Below are 19181 nucleotides of genomic sequence, written 5' to 3'. Positions count from 1 at the left end.
AGGAACTTAGTTTGAAACAGTTTCATTTGATTTTGCTCATGTTTTTATTGTTTCTGGGCGGGTGTGCGCAGCGTATTACGCCCCCTGACGAGCATGCACAGCAAAATCGTCCCGAAAGCTATAACAATTGGCGGGCAACAGGCAAGCTGGCGTTTATCTCTCCCGAAGAGCGTCAGTCTGCCAACTTTAACTGGCAGTATCGTGAACAAAAACAAACGCTGACGCTCAATACCTTTATCGGGACTCAGGTATTAAAATTACAAGAGTTTGACCAGCACAGCGAGCTGACGCTGGAGGATCAAACTTACACCGGCGAGGACAGCGGCGAACTGGTGTACCGTTTAAGCGGCTGGCAACTGCCCGTGTCACAGGCCCCTCAATGGTTAACCGGTAACATAGACGCCCCTGGCAATCAGTATAACGATAGACAACAATTAACTCTGGCCACCTGGCAAGACCAGCAAGGCCTGCGCTGGCAGGTGGCCTACCAAACTTACCAGCGTGTTAACGGGTTCGAGCTCCCGACCCGACTCACCCTGACACATAAAGACATCACCATTAAGATCCGTATCAGCAACTGGCACTTTGAGACCTTATGAAGACACTGACATTAACGGCTCCGGCCAAACTGAACCTGTTTTTGCACATCAATGGCCGTCGTGCGGATGGCTACCATGAACTCGAAACCCTGTTCACTATGCTGGAATACGGCGATAAACTGACTTTTTCGCTTATCGAGCAAGAGGGGCTGGAGATCGAGGGCGATGTCGCCGGCATTCCGTTGCAAGACAATTTGATTTACCGTGCCGCAGAAGCGCTCAGACCTTATAAACAATCACCATTTGGTGTCCATATTCAGCTCATTAAAAAGCTCCCTATGGGGGGCGGCGTGGGGGGCGGTTCATCAGACGCTGCAACCACATTGCTTGCCTTAAACACATTGTGGCAATGTGAATTGTCACTTGACCAGCTTGCGGATATCGGATTATCACTCGGCGCGGATGTACCCGTCTTTGTACGTGGGAAAACGGCGCTGGCGCAAGGGGTTGGAGAGAAGCTGAGCCCCTATACCTTGGCCGCAAAGCACTATCTGGTGGTGTTCCCCAATGTCCATGTTGGTACTGTGGAAGTATTCACACACCCAGAGCTGCCGCGAAATACCCCGAAATTATCTGAGGGCTGGACCATTGATCAGACACACAACGACTGTCAGGCATTAGTCAAAAAGCTCTACCCCGAGGTTGAAAAAACCCTGAGCTGGTTGCTAAAATATGCGCCGTCCAGAATGACGGGAACCGGAGGATGCTGCTTTGCAGAATTTGATTCAGCACAGGCGGCACAGCGTGTACTCGAACAACTCCCGTCTCACTGGACAGGCTTTGTTACCCAAAGCGCAAGCGAGTCAATTGCCCACCGGCAACTGGCTGCATGGCGTAAAGATGAAGTAAAATAGTTTAAGTTAGCCTGTTTTGACACTGTCACAGACGCCGTCATTGCAAAATATATATTACAGTGCCTGAGGAACCCTACCGTGCCCGACATGAAGCTCTTCGCTGGTAACGCAACACCTGAGCTAGCTCAAAAAGTTGCAAAACGTTTGTTTATCGAATTAGGTGATGCCGTTGTAGGCCGTTTTAGCGACGGCGAGATCAGCGTTCAAATCAATGAAAATGTTCGTGGTTCTGATGTATTCATCGTCCAATCCACTTGTGCACCAACCAATGACAACCTGATGGAACTCATTGTGATGGTGGATGCTTTACGTCGTGCTTCTGCAGGTCGTATTACCGCCGTTATTCCATACTTCGGCTATGCCCGTCAGGATCGTCGTGTACGTTCTGCGCGTGTGCCAATCACTGCAAAAGTTGTTGCGGACTTCTTATCAAGCGTTGGTGTTGACCGCGTTCTGACCGTAGACCTGCACGCTGAACAGATCCAGGGCTTCTTCGATGTGCCTGTAGACAATGTGTTTGGTAGCCCGGTGCTGCTTGAAGACATGAAAGAGCGCGATTTTGACGATGTTGTGGTCGTATCGCCAGATATTGGTGGTGTCGTACGTGCGCGTGCAATCGCCAAGCTCCTGGATGACAAAGACCTGGCTATCATCGACAAACGTCGCCCACAGGCTAACGTTTCTCAGGTCATGCACATCATTGGTGATGTGGAAGGCCGCGACTGTATCATCGTCGACGATATGATTGATACCGGTGGTACGCTGTGTAAAGCCGCTGCTGCACTGAAAGAGCACGGTGCTAAGCGCGTATTTGCTTATGCAACGCACCCGGTTCTGTCTGGCAATGCCGCAGAGAACCTGCGCAACTCAGTGATCGACGAAGTGATTGTCACTGACTCAATTACGCTGTCGGACGAGCTGAAGTCTGTTGATAAGATCAAAGTACTGACGCTGGCTGATATGCTGGCTGAAACCATTCGCCGCATCAGCAACGAAGAGTCTATCTCTGCGATGTTTGAACACTAATCCGTGTTCACTGGCAAAGAATAAGCACCTTAGGGTGCTTTTTTTATATCCAAAGGTTTGCAAGGCTGCTGGTTAGTGGTATATTAGCGCGCCTTTTTACTGGGCTTGCTTTGGATACAACCACGGCGAGTACAGTAATTTACCGAAGTGCTTGGTCGCGAGCCCTTCGAAGTATTAACTAAAATAATTGGAGACACTCATGTCACAATACGTATTAAACGCTGAAGTACGCGAAACTCTGGGTACTGGTGCGAGCCGCCGCCTACGTCGCGCTGATAAAGTTCCTGCTATCCTTTACGGTGCAGGCAAAGACGCTGTTTCGCTTACTCTGGACCACAACAAAGTTATCCAGATGCAAGAAGACGAAGGTTTCTACACGCACATCCTGACTCTGAACATCGGTGGTGAGTCTGTTGAAGCTATCCTGAAAGACATCCAACGTCACCCGTACAAGCCTAAGGTAACTCACCTTGACTTCCAACGCGTTGACGCTTCTCAAAAGCTTCACACTAAAGTGCCTGTTCACTTCCTGAACGAAGCAGCAGCAACTAAAGGCGGCAACACTGTTGCTCACCACGTAACTGAAATCGAAATCACGTGTCTGCCAGCTCAGCTTCCTGAGTTCGTAGAAGTTGACGTAGCAGCTATCGAAGTTGGCGCAACTGTACACCTTTCAGACATCACTCTTCCAGCTGGTGTAGTTTCTGTTGAGCTAGCTAAAGGTGCAGACCACGACCAAGCGGTTGTAACTGTAAACGCACCTAAAGGCGGCGCTGCTGAAGAAACAGCTGAAGAAGCTGCTGAATAATTTCTAAGGTGTTAGCACCTTGAATACTATTCAAATGCTAGTGGGCCTGGCTAATCCAGGCCCCGAATACGCAAACACTCGTCACAATGCCGGTGCCTGGTTTATCGAAGAACTGGCCAAGCGCTACAACGTCCCCCTCAAACCTGACTCAAAACACCATGGCCTTAGTGGCAAGCTTATCCTGAACAATCAGGAATTTAAGCTACTGATCCCAACCACCTTTATGAACCTAAGCGGTAAAGCCGTAGGTAGCCTGGCAAACTTCTATAAGATCCCGCCAGAGCAGATCCTGGTTGCGCATGATGAGATGGATATGGAACCTGGTGTCGCCAAAATCAAAAAAGGCGGCGGTCACGGTGGGCACAATGGTCTCAAAGACATAATCGCCAAGCTGGGCAATAACAAAGAGTTTATGCGCCTGCGCATTGGTATTGGCCACCCTGGACACAGAGACAAAGTAACAGGTTGGGTGCTGGGCAAAGCCCCTCAGGCAGATCAGGAAAAAATCGATGCAGTGGTAGATGAAGCCGTGCGTTGTATGGAAATTCTGGCCAAAGACGGTGTGTTAAAAGCACAAAATAGACTACATTCTTTTAAGCCGTAACACCGACTCTCCTGTCCCGTTACAGCTGTGATTGATGGCAAACTAAAGGTTTTAAACTATGGGTTTTAAATGTGGCATTGTTGGCCTGCCTAACGTAGGTAAGTCAACCCTATTCAATGCATTAACCAAAGCGGGCATCGAAGCCGCGAACTTCCCTTTTTGTACTATCGAGCCAAACACTGGTGTGGTTGCCGTTCCGGATCCGCGTCTGGACCAATTGGCTGCGATTGTTAATCCACAAAAAACCATCGCAACCACGATGGAGTTTGTTGATATCGCAGGCCTGGTAAAGGGCGCCTCTAAAGGTGAAGGTCTGGGTAACCAGTTCTTAGCAAACATTCGCGAAACAGATGCCATTGGTCATGTTGTTCGCTGCTTTGAAGATGAAAACATCGTCCACGTATCTGGTCAGGTAAACCCGGCAGACGATATTGATGTTATCAACACTGAGCTGGTTTTAGCAGATATGGAAGCGGCCGACCGCGCAGCACAACGTAACGCTAAAAAAGCCAAAGGTGGTGATAAAGACGCTAAATTCCAAAACGAAGTACTGGAAAAGGTCAAAGCACACCTGGATGAAGGGTTAACACTGCGTTCATTAGAGCTGACAAAAGAAGAGCTGGCTGCGATTAAGCCGCTTAACTTCTTAACGATTAAGCCGACCATGTACATCGCAAACGTGACTGAAGATGGTTTCGAAAATAACCCATTCTTAGACCAGGTACGTGAGATTGCCGCAGCGGAAGAAGCCGTTGTGATCCCGGTCTGTGCTGCAATTGAATCTGAACTGTCTGAACTTGAAGAAGAAGACAAGCTTGAATTCATGGCTGACCTTGGTCTGGAAGAGCCAGGGCTTAACCTGGTGATCCGTGGCGGTTACGAGCTACTGAAACTACAAACCTACTTTACAGCAGGTGTTAAAGAAGTGCGCGCATGGACTATTCCTGTTGGTGCCACTGCGCCGCAGGCAGCGGGTAAGATCCACACCGACTTTGAGCGTGGCTTTATTCGTGCACAAACCATTGGTTTTAATGACTACATTGAATACCAAGGTGAAAGCGGTGCGAAAGACGCAGGTAAAATGCGCCAGGAAGGTAAAGATTACATCGTTAAAGATGGCGATGTGATGAACTTCTTGTTCAATGTCTAAGTAAATGCATTCAATATTGACCAAGTATATTGGTCTGACAAAAAGCGCCTGATGGCGCTTTTTTTGTCTTTCTCTTACACTGTATGAAGAATTATTGGCTGAATTGCGCTAAAAACAGCCCGCTCCGCTTAATTTATCTGCAAACAAACTGTGTTAGGTATTTTTTTGCAAAAAAGGTGTTGACGACATACGGGCATATACGCATAATACGCCCCGCATCAGCGATGATGAGAAATTAAAGAGATGGCTATGTAGCTCAGCTGGTTAGAGCACATCACTCATAATGATGGGGTCCCCTGTTCAAATCAGGGCATAGCCACCATGCTTTAATTACTACCAAAACTCATCGAGCTAGCAAAACGCAGAAGTGGCGGAATTGGCCAGATGTCTAGAAATAGACGCTGGATTTAGGTTCCAATATAGAAGCAAAAGATGTGCGGAAGTGGCGGAATTGGTAGACGCGCTGGATTTAGGTTCCAGTATCTTCGGATGTGAGAGTTCAAGTCTCTCCTTCCGCACCATGTTCTCGATAAGAACTGAAATAATCGACTTTTCGTTGGAGTATCGCCAAGCGGTAAGGCAGCGGGTTTTGATCCCGCCATTCCCAGGTTCAAATCCTGGTACTCCAGCCATTGGCTATGTAGCTCAGCTGGTTAGAGCACATCACTCATAATGATGGGGTCCCCTGTTCAAATCAGGGCATAGCCACCACGTTGCGGAAGTGGCGGAATTGGTAGACGCGCTGGATTTAGGTTCCAGTATCTTCGGATGTGAGAGTTCAAGTCTCTCCTTCCGCACCATGTTCTCGATAAGAACTGAAATAATCAATTTTTCGTTGGAGTATCGCCAAGCGGTAAGGCAGCGGGTTTTGATCCCGCCATTCCCAGGTTCAAATCCTGGTACTCCAGCCATCTCTTCTGAGATAAATATGCGGAAGTGGCGGAAGTGGCCAGATGTCTTGAACTAGACGCTGGATTTAGGTTTCCAATATCAAAGCAAAAAATATGCGGAAGTGGCGGAATTGGTAGACGCGCTGGATTTAGGTTCCAGTATCTTCGGATGTGAGAGTTCAAGTCTCTCCTTCCGCACCATGTTCTTGAAGTTTGAACTGAAATAACTTTAAATACCTTTGTTGGAGTATCGCCAAGCGGTAAGGACAGAAGAGAGAGGTTTTGATCCCTCACTCGTTCACCCCCAGATTCAAATCCTGGGACCAGCATTTAGGTTTGAGTTTTCGTTGGAGTATCGCCAAGCGGTAAGGCAGCGGGTTTTGATCCCGCCATTCCCAGGTTCAAATCCTGGTACTCCAGCCATCTCTTTTTTGAGAGATACAATTTAATGCGGAAATGGCGGAATTGGCCAGATGTCTTGAACTAGACGCTGGATTTAGGTTCCAATATCAAAGCGAAAAATATGCGGAAGTGGCGGAATTGGTAGACGCGCTGGATTTAGGTTCCAGTATCTTCGGATGTGAGAGTTCAAGTCTCTCCTTCCGCACCATGTTCTTCAAGTTAGAACTAAAACTCTTGATTACGCTTTTTATTTCTGTAGTATCAAGCGTTAAGAAGAAGGATATTATCTCTTAGATTTATCTGGATTCAAGATTTGAATTATTGCTGGAGTATCGCCAAGCGGTAAGTGCAGTAGAGAGAGGTTTTGATCCCTCACTCATCCACACCCAGATTCAATTCTTGGAGAATGTATTTAGATTTGAATTATTGCTGGAGTATCGCCAAGCGGTAAGGCAGCGGGTTTTGATCCCGCCATTCCCAGGTTCAAATCCTGGTACTCCAGCCATCTCTTCACGAGATGGAAATACAGTTAAATATACGATGCGGAAGTGGCGGAATTGGTAGACGCGCAGGATTCAGGTTTCTGTAACTTCGGTTGTGAGAGTTCAAGTCTCTCTTTCCGCACCATTTAACTCTTATCTTGAAAACTTTCTTCTTTTTAAAAACTAAATACTCGATGCAAAAGTGACGGAATTGGCTGTTGTCGAATTAGACGCAGGATTCGGTTTTCTTTATCGTTGATGTACTAAATATACGATGCAAAAGTGTCAGAATTGGCTGTTGTCGAATGAGACGCAGGATTCAGGTTTCTTTTTCATTGATAAACTAAATATACGATGCGGAAGTGGCGGAATTGGTAGACGCGCAGGATTCAGGTTTCTGTAACTTCGGTTGTGAGAGTTCAAGTCTCTCCTTCCGCACCATTTAGTTCAAAGACAACTTCAACTACCTTATTACTCTTCCGATATATCTTAATTATTTTTCCATCGTCTTCGTAGTTTCCAGTTAATTTTGCTTCACTACTTTTCTATCTGTTATTCCTGTCATGAATGACGTCTAAACGACGCCACCCATTGCATGTTTCAATACTTCACGTTTAATTGGACCAGCATGATTAGCCACTTTTAACACCAAGTTGCGTAAATGCTTTAAAGGTGCAATTTCGTTAGAGAAGCCAAAGTAGCAGGCGTCCATCATGCTCATCATCATCAGATTATCGTTGCGACGGCTCTGCTCATAGCGGCGCAGCAAGGCGGCGTTACCAATGTCCTCAGCGCCTTCCAGTGCGCTTGCCAGCGCAGCTACATCTTTGAACCCTAAATTAACGCCCTGCCCTGCCAGCGGGTTAATGGTGTGTGCTGAGTCGCCAATCAGGACGACACGCCCCTGATGGTATTGATTGGCATGTTGTCTGGCCAGTGGAAATACCGCGCTTTGCAACACCTCGAACTCACCGGGTAAATCGAAGAAGTGATTTTGTATCTCCTGCTTTAACTGTGCATTCGATAACGTCTTCATCTGCGCCAGCTCATTACCATGGTGATACCAAATCAGATTGGCATACGGATATTGCATGGGCAAAAAGGCAATCGGTCCGGACGGCTTAAACTGCTGCCAGGTTTTTACCTGCTGCGGCGCATCCAGTTTGATTAGCACACCCATACAATGTTGCTGATATTGCCAACCGGTCACCCCAATGCCAGCCAGTTTGCGTACCACCGAGCGTCCGCCGTCAGCAGCTAACAGTAAATCGGCCTGATAACTTTGCTCCGGGTAAATCAACTCAACCGAATCAGTATTTTGCTTGATTGCCTGCGGCGTGCCAGAAACCTGTTCGATCTGAATACCAAGGCGTTCGAACTGTGCCCATAAACTGGCCTGAATAAGGCGGTTTTCAACAATGTGGCCTAAATGCGTTGCAGCCAGCTCCTCGCAATCAAATAGCAGGCTGTTATTTTCCTGCTCATACGCTTCGAGCTGCTGATACGGTGCCAGTCTGGCATTACGAAGCAACGGCATTGCCTGGAGTTCATCCAGCAAAGCTTCTGAAAAGCGATTAATGGCAGAGACCCGAATATCGATGCTCTCGTCCGTTAGTGCCTGCATGGCATCCAATGGATGCGTTTCGAGCACAGTGACTGTCAGGCCTTGCTGCGCGAGGTTGACGGCGGCGGCTGCACCAACCATGCCACCGCCTACTATCAGCACTTTGTTTTTCATACCCTTTTTCCTTAGTTCTGCTTGCTAAGTCATATCCTGCTATTGTAACCCAATTCGCTATGAAAGGTTCACAGCCCTGCATAGTGTAGCCGAGCAAATACAAGATGCCTTGATCTTGGTTTCTAAAGTTAAAAACTATACTTGGCTAGTGTCATTAGGTCATATAAAATACGCGTCCTTTAAACTAATTTCACGCAAGATTCTGGCAAAGATACAGGTTATGCTCTGTATTAGCACAGGTGATGAGCGGGTCGGCTTAGTGATATTAGTTGTTTTAGCGTCGCACACCGTGCTATTCACCGAGTTGAAAACGAGGCATTATTTCAATGAGTAAAAAGTTGCATATCAAAACCTGGGGCTGTCAGATGAACGAGTATGACTCCCAGAAAATGGCGGATCTGCTTGACTCCACCAACGGCTATCAGCTAACAGAAGAAGCTGAGCAAGCGGATGTGATCCTACTCAATACCTGTTCAATTCGTGAAAAAGCACAGGAAAAAGTATTCCACCAACTGGGTCGCTGGAAACTGCTCAAAGACGACAACCCGGATCTGGTCATTGGTGTCGGTGGCTGTGTGGCGTCTCAGGAAGGCGATACCATTCGTCAACGTGCACCCTTTGTTGATATCGTGTTTGGCCCGCAAACTTTGCACCGTCTGCCGGAAATGATCAAACAAGTGCAGAGCAAGCAAGGCTCTGTGGTCGATATTTCATTCCCGGAAATCGAGAAATTTGACCGCCTGCCAGAGCCAAAAGCAGAAGGTCCGAGTGCCTTTGTCTCTATTATGGAAGGCTGCTCTAAATACTGTACTTTCTGCGTTGTACCTTATACTCGTGGTGAAGAAGTAAGCCGTCCACTTGATGATGTTTTATTAGAAGTTGCCCAGCTGGCAGAGCAAGGTGTGCGTGAGGTGAACCTGTTGGGTCAGAACGTAAACGCCTATCGCGGCGAAATGCACGATGGCGAAATTTGCTATTTCTCTGATCTGTTGCGTTTTGTGGCGGCCATTGATGGCATCGACCGTATTCGTTACACCACCTCACACCCGGTTGAGTTCACACCAGACATCATCGACGCATACGCGGACGTGCCAGAGCTGGTTGATCACCTGCACTTACCGGTTCAAAGTGGCTCAGACCGCATTCTGAACCTGATGAAGCGTGGCCATACGGCGCTTGAGTACAAGTCGACTATCCGCAAGCTGCGCAAGGTCCGTCCGAACCTGAGCATGAGTTCTGACTTCATCATTGGCTTCCCGGGCGAAAGCAAAGCGGATTTCGAAGCGACTATGAATCTGATCAACGACATTGGCTTTGATATGAGTTTCAGCTTTATCTATTCAGCGCGTCCAGGCACGCCAGCGTCTGACTTGCCTGATGATGTTACCGAACAGGAAAAGAAAGAGCGTTTGTACTTGTTACAAAACCGCATTAATCAAATGGCGCAGGATATCAGCCGCAAAATGCATGGCACTGAGCAGCGTATTCTGGTCGAAGGTCCGTCGAAAAAGAACCCGATGGAATTGCGTGGCCGTACCGAGAATAACCGAGTGGTGAACTTTGAAGGTCCTCACTCAGTGATCGGTCAGTTTGTTGATGTACGTATCACAGAAGCGCTGCCAAACTCGCTACGTGGTGAGCTGATCAGGACCGAAGCTGAGATGGACTTACGCCGTGATGTGGCGCCATCTGATATCTTAAATCGTGCCCCGGCAGAACCTGAAGCCAACGAACTGGGTGTAGCGACCTTTACGCCTTAGTCTTGGAATTTCGACGCCAGCTGATGCTGGCGTCTTGTTATTAGGAAGTTGTTTTGAGTAACCAAGTCAAGAATATCGAATTTTATCTGGAACCCTCCGACAATCACCGCCTATCTTCTTTATGCGGGCCTTTTGATGACAACCTGAAGCAAATCGAACGTCGTCTGGGCATAGAGATTACCCACAGAGATAACTGGTTTAAAGTCACCGGCCAGCCAGTTGTGGCAAAAGCCGCCGTCGACATCTTGAAATCTCTGTATGTCGAAACCCAGCCCGTACGCGGCAAGTTTGCAGATATAGAACCGGATCAGGTTCATCTGGCTATCACCGAAGCGAACTGCCTGGAGCAGGAAGCCCCGGATGTGTGGGAAAAAGAAGTGTTTATCAAAACACGTCGTGGTGTGGTTAAGCCTCGCAACCCTAACCAGAGCCTGTATGTGGCGAATATTCTGACTCATGACATCTGTTTTGGTATCGGTCCGGCGGGCACAGGTAAAACTTACCTGGCGGTAGCAGCGGCGGTAGATGCCCTGGAACGTCAGGAAATTCGTCGTATTCTGCTGACTCGTCCGGCCGTTGAAGCCGGCGAAAAACTCGGTTTCTTGCCCGGCGACCTGACGCAAAAGATAGACCCATATTTGCGCCCGCTGTACGACGCCCTGTTCGAAATGCTGGGCTTTGAAAAGGTCGAGCGCCTGATCGAAAAGAACGTGATAGAAGTGGCACCTCTGGCATACATGCGAGGCCGGACACTGAACGACGCCTTTATTATTCTGGATGAAAGCCAGAACACCACCACAGAGCAGATGAAAATGTTCCTGACCCGGATTGGCTTTAATTCCAAAGCGGTGATCACCGGTGATATCACTCAGGTGGATTTACCACGCGGTGCGCGTTCTGGCTTGCGCCACGCCATTGATGTGCTGGGTGAGGTAGACGAGATTTCGTTTAACTTCTTTAAGTCGCATGATGTGGTGCGTCACCCAGTGGTGGCACGCATTGTTGAAGCCTATGAGAAAAAAGAAGAAGCCGAGCGAAAGGAAAAGTTTAACAAACAGCAGGCAAGATTACAGGCACAGGCCAATACCGCGCCAGCTGATACACAGCCGAATGCCAATGACGAGGAGCGCTCATAATGTCGCTTGAGGTAGATCTACAGATTGCCAGTGACTTCGCCAACCTGCCCTCTGCTGAACAATTTCAGTTGTGGGCCGAAAAAGCACTCCTTGCGTATAAGGAAGAGGCTGAGGTCACAATACGAATTGCAGACGAAGCGGAAAGCCAGGAACTGAACAGCCAGTACCGTGGCAAAGACAAGCCAACCAATGTGCTGTCTTTTCCTTTTGAAGCGCCGCCTGGAATTGAGCTGCCTTTAGTTGGCGACCTAATTATTTGTCCTCAGGTAGTTTTTCGTGAGGCCGAAGAACAGGAAAAAACTTTCCACGACCATTTTGCCCACATGGTGGTACACGGGTGCTTGCATTTGTTGGGCTTTGACCATATAAATGAACAGGACGCCGATGAAATGGAAAGTCTTGAAAAAGAATTCTTAGCCGATCTGGGCATTGCTGACCCATATCGAGATGACGTTTAACCGACTGGAGTAACACACCGCAATGAGCGACGAAAACTCGCAAAGTAGTCAGGGTTCTTCGAGCAAGACCTGGCTGGGACGCATCACTCAGATGCTGCAAGGGGAACCCCAAAATAAAGAAGAGTTGGTAGAAGTAATTGCCGACGCGCAGGAACGAGCCCTGATCGACCCTGAAACCAAAGACATGATGGAAGGCGTACTCAGTGTTTCTGAACTGAAAGTCCGTGACATCATGATCCCGCGCTCACAAATGGTGACGCTGGATATTGATCAGGACCTGGAGTCGCAGTTACCCGCTATGGTTGAATCCAGCCATTCGCGCTTTCCAGTCATTTGCGAAGACAAAGATCATGTCGAAGGCATTTTACTGGCCAAAGATCTGCTACCGCTGATTGTTCAGCGCGACAGTGAACTGCCAACCATCCGTGAATACTTGCGACCTGCCGTTGTGGTACCAGAAAGTAAACGTGTTGATGCGCTGCTCAATGAGTTCCGTCAAAAACGCTATCACATGGCCATTGTTATTGATGAGTATGGTGGTGTTTCGGGCCTGGTGACCATCGAAGATATTCTGGAAACCATCGTAGGTGAAATTGAAGATGAGCACGACAATGAAGACGAACAGCAGGCCATTCGCCAGCTCTCTAAACACGTGTTCAACGTTCAGGCTCTTACCCCATTAGATGAATTCAACGACTTCTTTAAAACGGAATATGACACGCAAGAAGCCGACACCATAGGCGGGATCATCTTGCATGCTTTTGGCCATATGCCAAGCCGGGGCGAAACCATTGATATTGCACCTTTGCAGTTCAAGGTTACCAACTCGGACAATCGCCGTATTTTGCAGTTACAGGTGACCATGCCAAAAGCTGAACATGTTGAAGACGTTTTCGAATAAACTCACCACCTTACTGAAAGACAAGTTTGCGTGGCTGGCACTGCTTAGCGGTGCCTCACTGACCTTTAGTTATGCCCCGTTTGGCCTCTGGCCCCTGACTTTTGTAGCGCTCGCAGTAGCGTGTTTTGTCACCGATCAGCCCACAACCCGACACGCCGCGAAATATGGCTTTTTATTTGGCTTTGGCTGGTTTGCAGCCGGAATAAGCTGGGTACATGTTTCCATCGCCCAGTTCGGGGGGCTGCCCTTACCGGCTTCATTATTGTTAATGGGCCTGCTCTGTGCCTATCTGGCGATTTACCCTGCGCTGGCGTTTGCCCTGGCAACACGTTTTTCGGATAAACCCTGGCAACGCATTGCGCTGCTGCTAAGTGGGTTCGCGATATTTGAATACCTGCGTGGCACCTTACTGACTGGGTTCCCGTGGCTGAGCTTTGGCTATAGCCAGACCGACGCACCACTTAACATGCTTGCTCCCTGGATTGGCGAGTTTGGCCTGACCCTGGTTTGTGTGTTACTTGGCGCGCTGCTGTACTACCTGCTTTGGCAAAGGCGCTATCAGCTGACCATAATTGCCCTGCTGCCTGTGCTGGCACTCACCCTGTTTACACGCCTAGCGGATAATCCGGTGCACTATAACGGCGAGCAAACCCGAACCTTGCTGGTTCAGGGCAATATTCAGCAAAGCCTGCGCTGGGAGCCTGAGCAGTTCTGGCCGACTATGTCTAAATATCAGGACATGACCCGCCCATTGTGGCAGCAGGCCGACTTAGTTGTCTGGCCGGAAGCTGCCATTCCTGAGCTGGAAGACTTAGCGTTCGACTTTTTACACAATCTGGATAAAGCCGCCGCGTTTAATCAAAGCGCACTCATTACCGGCATTCCGGATTATCAATTTGATACCCGCAATGTCTATAACACTTTGATTGTGGTTGGTAAACAGCATGCAGAGGATGAGCAAGGTCACTATCGCTATTTGCACCCTAACCGTTACCAGAAACACCAGCTATTGCCGATCGGAGAATTTGTCCCGTTCGAAACCTGGTTGCGACCCATTGCGCCGTTATTCAACCTGGCCATGTCATCCTTCTCGCGAGGCGAAGCGCAGCAGCCGAACCTGATAGCCAACGGGCTGCATATTTTACCTGCTATCTGCTACGAAATTGCCTTCAGCGAACTGGTGAGAAACAATTACACCAGTGAGTCGGATATGCTCTTTACCGTGAGCAACGACGCCTGGTTTGGTGACTCGCACGGCCCGCATCAGCATATGCAAATAGCCCGCATGCGTGCGCTGGAGCTACAACGCCCTCTGATCAGAGTAACCAATAATGGGATCAGTGGAATTTACGATCCGCTCAGCCAGACTCAGCATACGCTCCCTCAGTTTGTTGAGGAAACGATGTTACTGGACGTAAAACTGATTCATGGAGACAGCTTTTATAGTCAGCACGGGAATAAGTGGGTTTGGGTATTGTTGGTGTTTCTGGCTGGGTTCATTGTGTTAGAGAAAGGCTTGACCAGATTGAAGTGCCGGGTTGAACGAGACTACTTGTAAAAGTAGGCTCGTTTTTAATGCAGCATTTAGTTGCTGATCCTAAAGTGCTTAAAGCCATGAGTTTGATAACTCGTCCAGCCGCTTTTATACACTTCCTGAAGTTGAGCACACGTTTCTGTTGTTTCAAACCACAGTGTAATAGTTGACTGTGCCATAACCGCTGCGAGCATTTGACTGTACATCACTTTACATGTTTCTGTAGTGATATAGCCAAGTTGCTGAGACACGTTACAGACGGGCTTAGACGTGCCAAATGAGGAAGTATTAAACTGTACCTCACCATACCGGTTTATCTCAACACCCGTGGCCGTCGTCTTACATATAGACGTTCGTGCATAAGACGAAGTGGACATCAGAACCAATGCTGTTGCCGCGATCACTTTTTTCATTATTGCTCCCATAATTATGCTTTTCAAAAATAGCTCCACGGGGAGTTTATCAAAAAGGGACGAATACAAACATCCAATGTGCACCAAGATAGTCACTGTATTGCATCAATATTGTGCATATATAAGATTGTCGCCACCTTAAAATCTTCACCAACCATTTGTAATATATATCTTTTTAATTTTTGGCATGAATATTCCTTGGCAGCGTGTATTGACTAATAGGAGCGAACAACATGACCCCTGTACTTACCGACATACAGAGTCCTATCTGGCACACAGTGTGTCGAGGATGGCCACCCGGCAACGATATTTACTGTATTAGTCCGGAGCATTAACATGGCCGCCAAACTCTCTTCCACTCACCCCAGTGTGCTGCGTGCGGTGCATATGGTACAAAGCCAGCAACTGACCATTCATGAAGCAGCCAGTCAGTTTGCCTTATCACAGCGCACACTTTATGCGGCGCTGCGGCGCAAGCAGCCGCAATCTCGCTATTCGCTGCTTGTACAACAAAAACAGAGACTGGAATCTCAGCTACGCCAGATCCGTGAAGAATTAGCAGGGATGAAGGAGCCTGATTATGTCACTCATAATTGAGCCCCTTGCCGAGATCACCCCGATGTTGCAGCAAGCACTTGCCTGGCAATTGCAAGCCTGTGTCGCTCAGGGTGCTTCCTTGGGGTTCTACCACCCAATCTCAGGTTCTCAGATGGTCAACTACTGGTCTCAGGTGAACACTGAGCTGTTAGGCAACACACGAGTCTTGCTGGGCGCATTGATAGATCAACAGTTAGTTGCCTCGGTACAACTGGTACCCTGTCAGAAACAAAACGGACAGCATCGTGCAGAAGTGGAAAAGTTACTGGTACATCCGGACTATCAACGCCAGGGCATCGCCCAAATACTGATGCATCACCTTGAAGCCTATGCCAGTCAGCTGGGAATTAGACTCTTAGTGTTGGATACGCAAAGTGGTGATAAGTCGGAACAGTTTTATCAGGCCGTTGGCTTTACCAAAAGTGGAGAGATCCCCCATTTTGTGAGTGATCAACAAGGAAATCTGTATGCCACCAGCTATTATTTTAAACAGCTTCAGTAAGCTAAATCAGGCGTCATCATTCATATTAAAGTGGAAACTAAGCCAGATACGGCTTGAAGAAACATACTAAAAACGCTCAAGAATACAGCCAAGAAAAGAGTTTTAAGTGACACCCACCAGTAAATTCACACATCTATTGTGGGCAGGTTCAAAGTCACAATGCAAGGCTATAAAAGAGTTTTAAGTGACACCCACCAGTAAATTCACACATCTATTGTGGGCAGGCTCAAAGTCGCAATGCAAGGCTATTGAATGTTACGCTTTCTATAAGCTTCCGATAGTGGAACTTGTAAGTTTAACTATGAAATACTGAAGAATAATCAGATTCGGACAATACGAGTTCGCACCCAAGCCTGAGCCTGGAAAAATCGAAATGTCAGGTCTGGTCGGAACTAATTCATGTTAGCCCAGCAACCGCTCGCACTGAGTCAAGTTGGCTCGTCGCCTTTTATGAAGATGTTCACAGTAATCTGTCATCGCTTGCTTTCGCCCCACTGCACCATGAAAGACCTTTGTAAACTGCGTAGTCAGTTTGAGCCAGTTGTCTGGCTCTATTTGCAATCGTGTCAGCAGTGGCTGACTATCGCTGATATAACCCTGCTTATCTGCACGCATGCTTCGGCCTGTTAACTCAACCAGTTGAATATAATAAGTCAGCTCAAACGGCAGTCCTTTGGGCTTGTGCTGTCCTGGATTACCAGCAAAACGCAGTAAGCTTTTGGGTTGCTTACCTTGCTGTGCATGCTCAATACGCTTTTTAATGCTGGTGTAGTCTGACGTTTCCGGTGTATCTGCCATTTGGGCTCTGACTGGGTTCAGGTCAACATAAGCCAGGCATGCTGCCAGTGCCGCTTCATCCAATAAAGCCTGTGACTTGAATCTTCCTTCCCAAAATCGACCTGTGCAACCATCTTCTTTATTGGCTCTGCGAGCAATGTCTTCATTAAGCACCCGCATAAACCAGCTGATGCTCGCAAGACGGGATCTGAATTCAGCTATATCAGCTGCCAGCATACTATGCTCGGATGCGCTCAGCTCATCACCACTAATGAATTTGTGCGTCAACCAGTTGCCCTTAAACAACTTATGCCAGCGAAGAACTATTGCTCTGTCTGATATCCTTTGTGCTTTTTTATCATCCACATACAGCACAATGTGCGTATGATTGCTCATAACCGCGTAGCCACACACATCGATGCAAAACACCTTCGCAAGGGTCAGCAATTTTTCCTCAACCCAATCTCGACGATGTTCATAAGACTTGCCCGTTACACGGTCTTTGCCGCACAGAAATGCCCGGCGAACACACCGGGATATGCAGTGGTAGTACTTAGTGTCTGATAAGCTGACCTGTCTCTTCCTTGCCATTGGCATAATTTGTCACCCTCAATCCATTGAGTATTACCTAAAGGTAGACGGCGTACCTTACGTACGCCACTTTAGGTGGCTGTCCATGTAACTTGCTCAACCCAGACATAGTCCCACCAACAGCACCCGCAATCACCGTTCTTCTCACTGCATCAGCAAAAGCTCCTGTTTGCGGTTTCATAAACCCTTTCATGCTGGCTGTCACCATAGAGCTGACAAAACCATGACCAAATTTACCCCCTTGCAGAACAGAGGTGATCCCGCCAACCATGGCATGAGAAGCCACATTGGCCACATTGACCAGTGATAACCCGCTCGCCGAATCAAATGGCAATGCACCGCCAATTGCTATGGAGAAGCCTATGGTCACAGCCGAAATACTTGCGGATTTTAACGCGGCCCCAAAGCTACCTGTGACTGCGTAGGTTTTTAACCCCTGATATAAGACTAATGCCCAGGGGGCGAAAGAACCAATGGCAATACTAACGGCCGCATCCAGGATCGGGATCTTGGCAATGGCTTTAAGCAGTGAGGTCAGTCCCGTAACCTCCATTAACTTCTTCAGGAAGTAACCGCTGGGATCGTTGTAGGTCAACGGGTTATTCAGCACATAGCTGTAGCGGTTATGGCTTTGCGTTATATCCGGGAACTGAACAAACGGATCGGCCTGTAAGAAGCGACCCAAATTAGCATCATAAATGCGCCCGTTCATATGTATGATGTCGAGCTGATCTACCTGCTCGTGCCCGGTAAAGGCGCGCATCTGTGTCAGTGGTAACAGGCTGCTGCCCATTTCAGAAGCCGTATACACGCGCTGCTGTTTACCCCAGGGGTCGTAAATGTACTGTGCAATCGCACTGCCGCTGCCACTGGTTACCAGTACCGTTGAGCCCAGCATATCGCTGTGTGCTACCTGAGTTTTTTGTGCCAGCCCTTCAACCTGGCTGATAAAGTTGCGAAGACGCCCACCCCAAACTGTCCAGCCCTATCATTCAAGCGCCAATTTAGGGTGGATGTCTTCAATGTTTTTTACCTAAAGGTAGACGGCGTACCTTACGTACGCCACTTTAGGTGGCTGTCCATGTAACTTTATGTAACTTTTCACTCTGTGCGCCAGTTTTCAATGCATATCACCTTAAATTTGCTCAAGCCTAAATGTAGCTGGCGTACCAAAAGCACGCCAGATTTGGAGTGGATATTCTATTTGACTCCCTGAAAAAGCACCTAGACATCTAAATAGCTAGAAACCCAAATTAGGTGAATGTCTCACAAAAAATGCCCTTTGAATGGATGCCTCTCCAAACTCCTTACAAGCTACTGCCTCCCAAGCTCAAACCAAACATTGGCGGAGTAAGGCACAACGATATCACTCTGATTGTCGAAGCTTTCAATGTGACTTGAAGCCAGCCCTACCAAAATACCCTCTACAGTCTTAACTGACAAGCTATAACCCATTGCACATAATACACTCACTAACTCTTTAAATACCAAACCATCATTTAAAATATCTCTAACTTCAGGAATATTTTTAGGAAATGCTTTTCCCTTGCTATCTTTAATTCGTGTTAACCAAATAGGTGATTCTATTGAACTCCTTGCGAGCCTTTCTTGCAGTTCGGTAGATTGAATTGCCCCCCAAGAAATAGAATCTATCCCATTAAGTTTATTCTCAACTTTCATCTCGGAAAATACTATCGCTAACAGCCCAGATTCAATAGAAACTCCTAGATCACACCTTCTTTTAATACGTAAAGTATTTTCATTAATACCACCTTTATCAAATGCAATGACAGCCACCATGCATTGTTCAGTTTCAATACTATAATTAGTTTGCCCTAGAGCCGGATTATAAGTTTTCTTTAAAATATCATTTGCATTGACAATACTGGAACCTGACAATACACATAGAAACAAAAAAAATTTCTTTAATTTTATCAATCTAATAATACTCATAGATTT

At 47.6% G+C, this 19181-nt stretch carries 18 protein-coding genes and 12 tRNA genes; 25 read left to right on the top strand and 5 right to left on the bottom strand.

What is annotated here, in order from left to right; translation table 11 throughout:
* Window positions 1-11: 11 nt before the first annotated feature.
* The 18 genes from lolB to MHN33_RS10340 all read left to right on the top strand — a co-directional run bounded on the left by lolB (window position 12) and on the right by MHN33_RS10340 (window position 7256).
* Complete coding sequence (gene lolB / locus MHN33_RS10425; protein ID WP_239397873.1) at window positions 12-599, top strand: lipoprotein insertase outer membrane protein LolB; 588 nt, start codon at window positions 12-14, stop codon at window positions 597-599.
* On the top strand, window positions 596-1453 hold the full coding sequence (gene ispE, locus MHN33_RS10420; protein ID WP_239397872.1) for a 4-(cytidine 5'-diphospho)-2-C-methyl-D-erythritol kinase: 858 nt from the start codon (window positions 596-598) through the stop codon (window positions 1451-1453). Before lolB ends, ispE begins: the two co-directional genes overlap by 4 nt.
* A gap of 78 nt (window positions 1454-1531) precedes the next feature.
* On the top strand, window positions 1532-2479 hold the full coding sequence (locus MHN33_RS10415) for a ribose-phosphate pyrophosphokinase (protein WP_010386544.1): 948 nt from the start codon (window positions 1532-1534) through the stop codon (window positions 2477-2479).
* A 199-nt stretch (window positions 2480-2678) separates the two neighbouring features.
* On the top strand, window positions 2679-3287 hold the full coding sequence (locus tag MHN33_RS10410; protein ID WP_125716521.1) for a 50S ribosomal protein L25/general stress protein Ctc: 609 nt from the start codon (window positions 2679-2681) through the stop codon (window positions 3285-3287).
* 19 nt (window positions 3288-3306) lie between these two features.
* A complete protein-coding gene (gene pth, locus MHN33_RS10405; RefSeq protein ID WP_046006617.1) occupies window positions 3307-3891 on the top strand; it encodes an aminoacyl-tRNA hydrolase in 585 nt (194 codons plus the stop codon).
* Window positions 3892-3949: 58 nt separating this feature from the next.
* Window positions 3950-5041: a redox-regulated ATPase YchF gene (gene ychF / locus MHN33_RS10400; RefSeq protein ID WP_054017260.1), complete on the top strand. Its 1092-nt coding sequence runs from the start codon at window positions 3950-3952 to the stop codon at window positions 5039-5041.
* Window positions 5042-5286: 245 nt separating this feature from the next.
* Window positions 5287-5363 (top strand) — tRNA-Met (locus tag MHN33_RS10395).
* Between the two features lie 114 nt (window positions 5364-5477).
* Window positions 5478-5562, top strand: a tRNA-Leu gene (locus MHN33_RS10390).
* 36 nt (window positions 5563-5598) lie between these two features.
* Window positions 5599-5673, top strand: a tRNA-Gln gene (locus tag MHN33_RS10385).
* A gap of 2 nt (window positions 5674-5675) precedes the next feature.
* A tRNA-Met gene (locus MHN33_RS10380) sits at window positions 5676-5752 on the top strand.
* A 4-nt stretch (window positions 5753-5756) separates the two neighbouring features.
* Window positions 5757-5841 (top strand) — tRNA-Leu (locus MHN33_RS10375).
* Window positions 5842-5877: 36 nt separating this feature from the next.
* Window positions 5878-5952: transfer RNA gene (locus tag MHN33_RS10370), tRNA-Gln, on the top strand.
* Window positions 5953-6047: 95 nt separating this feature from the next.
* Window positions 6048-6132: transfer RNA gene (locus tag MHN33_RS10365), tRNA-Leu, on the top strand.
* Window positions 6133-6279: 147 nt separating this feature from the next.
* Window positions 6280-6354: transfer RNA gene (locus tag MHN33_RS10360), tRNA-Gln, on the top strand.
* Between the two features lie 102 nt (window positions 6355-6456).
* Window positions 6457-6541: transfer RNA gene (locus MHN33_RS10355), tRNA-Leu, on the top strand.
* Window positions 6542-6763: 222 nt separating this feature from the next.
* A tRNA-Gln gene (locus MHN33_RS10350) sits at window positions 6764-6838 on the top strand.
* Window positions 6839-6875: 37 nt separating this feature from the next.
* Window positions 6876-6960 (top strand) — tRNA-Leu (locus MHN33_RS10345).
* Window positions 6961-7171: 211 nt separating this feature from the next.
* Window positions 7172-7256: transfer RNA gene (locus MHN33_RS10340), tRNA-Leu, on the top strand.
* Window positions 7257-7389: 133 nt separating this feature from the next.
* On the opposite strand, the gene MHN33_RS10335 is transcribed toward MHN33_RS10340, so the two are convergent.
* Entirely contained in the window at window positions 7390-8553 is a 1164-nt protein-coding gene (locus MHN33_RS10335; RefSeq protein WP_239397871.1) for an FAD-dependent oxidoreductase, read from the bottom strand.
* A 326-nt stretch (window positions 8554-8879) separates the two neighbouring features.
* Here MHN33_RS10335 and miaB point away from each other — a divergent pair, with 326 nt between their 5' ends.
* From miaB to lnt, 5 genes are read left to right on the top strand one after another with little or no spacing between them, the layout of a single operon-like run.
* Entirely contained in the window at window positions 8880-10313 is a 1434-nt protein-coding gene (gene miaB / locus MHN33_RS10330) for a tRNA (N6-isopentenyl adenosine(37)-C2)-methylthiotransferase MiaB (RefSeq protein WP_239397870.1), read from the top strand.
* Between the two features lie 53 nt (window positions 10314-10366).
* Window positions 10367-11449: a PhoH family protein gene (locus MHN33_RS10325; protein ID WP_239397869.1), complete on the top strand. Its 1083-nt coding sequence runs from the start codon at window positions 10367-10369 to the stop codon at window positions 11447-11449.
* On the top strand, window positions 11449-11907 hold the full coding sequence (gene ybeY / locus MHN33_RS10320; protein WP_046002926.1) for an rRNA maturation RNase YbeY: 459 nt from the start codon (window positions 11449-11451) through the stop codon (window positions 11905-11907). Before MHN33_RS10325 ends, ybeY begins: the two co-directional genes overlap by 1 nt.
* 22 nt (window positions 11908-11929) lie before the next feature.
* Window positions 11930-12808: a CNNM family magnesium/cobalt transport protein CorC gene (gene corC, locus MHN33_RS10315; RefSeq protein ID WP_054017264.1), complete on the top strand. Its 879-nt coding sequence runs from the start codon at window positions 11930-11932 to the stop codon at window positions 12806-12808.
* Window positions 12786-14366 (top strand): apolipoprotein N-acyltransferase, encoded by a 1581-nt coding sequence (gene lnt / locus MHN33_RS10310; RefSeq protein WP_239397868.1) that lies wholly within the window; start codon window positions 12786-12788, stop codon window positions 14364-14366. The genes corC and lnt overlap by 23 nt, the downstream gene beginning before the upstream one ends.
* 26 nt (window positions 14367-14392) lie before the next feature.
* Here lnt and MHN33_RS10305 read toward each other — a convergent pair whose 3' ends face one another.
* Window positions 14393-14755: a hypothetical protein gene (locus MHN33_RS10305; protein ID WP_209051012.1), complete on the bottom strand. Its 363-nt coding sequence runs from the start codon at window positions 14753-14755 to the stop codon at window positions 14393-14395.
* A gap of 336 nt (window positions 14756-15091) precedes the next feature.
* On the opposite strand from MHN33_RS10305, the gene MHN33_RS10300 reads away from it, so the two are divergent.
* Window positions 15092-15352, top strand: a complete 261-nt coding sequence (locus MHN33_RS10300; protein ID WP_239397867.1) for a helix-turn-helix domain-containing protein — start codon at window positions 15092-15094, stop codon at window positions 15350-15352.
* A complete protein-coding gene (locus MHN33_RS10295; protein ID WP_239397866.1) occupies window positions 15336-15854 on the top strand; it encodes a GNAT family N-acetyltransferase in 519 nt (172 codons plus the stop codon). Before MHN33_RS10300 ends, MHN33_RS10295 begins: the two co-directional genes overlap by 17 nt.
* A 402-nt stretch (window positions 15855-16256) precedes the next feature.
* Here the strand turns inward: MHN33_RS10295 and MHN33_RS10290 are convergent, their stop codons facing one another.
* From MHN33_RS10290 to MHN33_RS10280, 3 genes are all read right to left on the bottom strand, one after another.
* Window positions 16257-17228: a transposase gene (locus MHN33_RS10290; protein WP_239397865.1), complete on the bottom strand. Its 972-nt coding sequence runs from the start codon at window positions 17226-17228 to the stop codon at window positions 16257-16259.
* Between the two features lie 31 nt (window positions 17229-17259).
* Entirely contained in the window at window positions 17260-18120 is an 861-nt protein-coding gene (locus tag MHN33_RS10285; RefSeq protein ID WP_239397864.1) for an RHS repeat-associated core domain-containing protein, read from the bottom strand.
* Window positions 18121-18536: 416 nt separating this feature from the next.
* Entirely contained in the window at window positions 18537-19175 is a 639-nt protein-coding gene (locus MHN33_RS10280; RefSeq protein WP_239397863.1) for a hypothetical protein, read from the bottom strand.
* Window positions 19176-19181: the final 6 nt, after the last annotated feature.

Origin of the sequence: Pseudoalteromonas sp. OOF1S-7 (assembly GCF_022347765.1) — a bacterium.
Lineage (GTDB): Bacteria > Pseudomonadota > Gammaproteobacteria > Enterobacterales > Alteromonadaceae > Pseudoalteromonas.
Note: the sequence above shows the minus strand (reverse complement) of the source record. Positions and strands in the feature narration are given on the sequence as shown.